This window comes from Otoolea muris, assembly GCF_943193115.1.
GTDB classification, from domain to species: domain Bacteria; phylum Bacillota; class Clostridia; order Lachnospirales; family Lachnospiraceae; genus Otoolea; species Otoolea muris.
Genome location: NZ_CALPCY010000115.1, coordinates 1 through 3,449, shown reverse-complemented (window position 1 = coordinate 3,449; position 3,449 = coordinate 1). Strand labels below are relative to the sequence as shown.

General features: G+C 43.6%; 1 protein-coding gene and 1 pseudogene. One reads left to right on the top strand and one right to left on the bottom strand.

Translation table 11 applies throughout. The features are described from left to right. Positions 1-251 precede the first annotated feature (251 nt). Positions 252-1,140, top strand: a pseudogene (locus tag NFS31_RS26285) (IS256 family transposase). A gap of 670 nt (positions 1,141-1,810) precedes the next feature. On the opposite strand, the gene NFS31_RS26280 reads toward NFS31_RS26285, so the two are convergent. After that, on the bottom strand, positions 1,811-3,449 hold a 1,639-nt coding region (locus tag NFS31_RS26280; protein WP_251501915.1), incomplete at its 5' end, for a hypothetical protein.

Below are 3,449 nucleotides of genomic sequence, written 5' to 3'. Positions count from 1 at the left end.
TTGTGCCTTTTTTATGGACTAAAGTATTGATTTTTCAAGGTTCAGCACACCAATCGGTGTGGGAAGTTTGAGTTACTTATCGTTTATTTTTATCATAGGTAGGGTGATTTTATGACTGAATTTAAGAGTATTGCTGAGCACTCTTAAATCCCCAAGTCGGTAGTGTAAAATAGTTTGTGTCTTTGGTAAAAAATGGCTCCTTTTTGGTAAGAATCAAGATATGAAAATTCTTATCGAAAAGGAGTATTTTTATGCCAATAACAAAGGAACAGATTCGACAAATCATTGCAGACAACAACATCAGCAGCGTAGCGGATGTCTACACCCTGTTGAGGGATGGCTTCAAGGACATCCTACAGGAGCTCATGGAGGCAGAGCTGGACGTGGGCTATGAAAAGAACCAGGAAGACGACATGGACACAGCCAACAAGCGCACGGCCATTCCCAAAAGAATCTCAAGAGCCAGTACGGGGAATTTCGGATCGATGTCCCCCGGGGCAGGAACGGCGAGTTCGAGCCGAAGATCGTTCCCAAGTACCAAAGGGACGTCTCCGGAATTGAGGAGAAGGTCATCTCGCTCTATGGCAGGGGAATGAGTAGCAGGGACATCCATGACCAACTGCAGGATATCTATGGAATAGAGATGTCCGCAGAGATGGTCAGCAAGATCACGGACAAAATCCTGCCGGAGATCTGGGAATGGCAGTCCTTGCCCCTGAACCCGGTCTACCCTTTTGTGTTCATGGACTGCATCCACTATAAAGTCAGGGAAGCCGGGCGGCCTATGTGATGCCGGGCGTCACGACAGAGGGGAACAAAGAGATACTCAGTATCACAGTAGGGGCCAATGAGAGCTCCAAGCTCTGGAGGGGGATGCTGAGCGACCTGAAGAAATTCTCGTCCGACTTCAAAGCAGTGTACAATGCCCCGAATGAGAAAGCAGCCCTGGACGCGCTGGCGGACATCCTGGAAAAATGGGGGAGGAAATATCCCTATGCCGTCAGCAACTGGGAGAATAACTGGGAAGACGTCAGCTCCTTCTTCCAGTTCCCCGATGAAGTCAGACGCATCATGTCGGAAAAGATGCTGTACCTGGCAAGCCTGAACGTGGTAAAGAAATGGATCCAGCGCTCCAGATGATGGAATCAGGTGATTGGCCAGCTCACAGTCCTCTACGGAGAACGGCTGACACAATGACACAATATCTGTAAAAAAGAAAAGCCTGGGGCAGCGCACAGTGAAGAAATGCTTCTATTCCCAGTCTTACGTCCGTATCTATAGTATTGCCAGAAAACCCAATCTTATTCCAGAGGTCGGGTGTGGGCAGAGCCCACGGAAAAGAGCAGTCAGGATGTCTTATTTTTGGTGCAAAAAAATATGACATTTCTGTATAGAAGCATGGAAATCGGTTATACTATAATCAGAAAGATAAATCGACACCAAAATCACTCCCATAATCCGACAGTCTGTTGTACATATCTGAATATTGCCGGAAGGATTTTTCCTCTACAGACACAGAAAAATTTACAGACTCGCTTTTTCATCTAACAAAAAGTAAAATACACTTGAAAATCTTCCTAAAAAAGGCTAAATAGTGATTCAGAAAGCGGGCGCATTCTTTGATTCTGAAGCTCCCATGTCAATACCCACAATTATCTTCTTGCATGAAGCCATAATGGAGTCCTCCGACACAACTTTTTGATTTTATTTAGCAAATAAATAGTCATCGCACCAATATTCAAAGAGATTATTGGTGCGATGATTCTCTTCAGTTATGTTTATTTTGCTTTAAGATGGAGCATACTTCTGATTACTGCTCTGTCTTAAAAAGATCCCAAAATTCATCCATATCTTCATAGAATTTGCCATAGTAATCGCTTGCAACTTTATTATCTTTATTTATATACAAAGATGATAATACATTATCATAAATTGAAATGTACGGCACAGAAATTTTCTTATCAATTGCAAAATCTACCATAACAGCAAAGCTGACTTCAGGATCATCATACCACTTTTTAGCCATCTCACTAAAAGTTACAACTTTGTTCTTGTCATCCAAGAGCTTATACCCATTATCGCCCACAAATTCCATAGCGATCCCCTCTACGGCATAGCTGGTCTTATTGATTCTAACATACACATCTTCTGTATTATAATCTTCCAGATCATATTCCTTGCTGGTCTTCTGAAGTTTACCTTTATTGTTTACGAGATATACCCTGCCATTTACAAGATAGAATCTGTAATCATCATCTGCTTCCAGCCTCTTACCATTCCAGTAGAGGTAACCATCTTTCTCACCATTGGTACCCTTACCATTTCCACCGCTCTTGGTTGTGAAATAGTAGTTGTAAAGATCATTATCCTCTTCCTCAACGTCTGCAACTTTACCTGTCTTCATATAGCCGTTTCCATCGAAATAATAAATCGCCTGGTCAACCCACTGTAATCCTGTTTGCATCTGCCCTACCTCATTAAAACAGAAGTATTTGCCATCGCATTTAATTCTTGCCCTGTATACCTTGGCATCACCGTCTTTCGCGTAAGAGGCATTTACCGTAACCATATCACGAGGTTTTGTAACATCTGCTTTCTGGGCTTCGCCATCGTCGAAGAAATACCAATCCGTATCACCATCAGAGTAAGCATCCTCTGACCCCTCGATTTCGTACCAGCCGTTTGTTCTGCTTCCGTCTTCAACCTGGTTTGCATAGCGCATGTTCTTTACAGTCTCGCTATTTTCTCCCTGCTCTGCCTCCGCCTTTGAAGCTGCATTATTTCCGTAAAGAGCATCGGATTCAGATGCTCTTCTTTTGTCCGTTTCCTCACGCTCTATACCATCAAGCTGGTTGTTGTCATTTCTGGTATTAATCCACTCATACAGCATCTGGCCATCTGCATTGAAATAGTAATCTTTTCCGTTGATCCTTTTCTTCTTTTTAGAATCCCGGTACATTTTTCCATCGCTGCCGAACCAGTACCAGCCTTCGTCATCACAGTTGACAGTACAATCGCTGTGATCCCATTCGCCATCCTCCTGATCGTCATCATCACCCGGGCACTCTAACCATAACCACTGGTTTTCAGCTCTTCCGCCTTCATCCTCTTCGCCTAAGTAGTAAACATTGTTTTTATCATCCTCATACCAACCGGTTCTCATTTCGCCATCTTCGTTAAAGAAATAGGTTTTACCGCCGATCTTTTTATTATCATTAGTAATTTTTTTACCTTTGCTGCCAAAATAATACCAGTGTTCACCGTCCTCATCCGGATCATCTACTCCGTCTTCAGAAATCGTTTTCGCCCACTGGTTTACCAGCATAGCGCCGTCAGCACCTACATAGTAGTCATCGTCTACCCAGGAATCCATCAGCATGTCGCCGTCCTCATCCAGATAGAACCACTTAGCGCCGTCTTTCCTCCACTCGCCGGTCACCATCTCATCA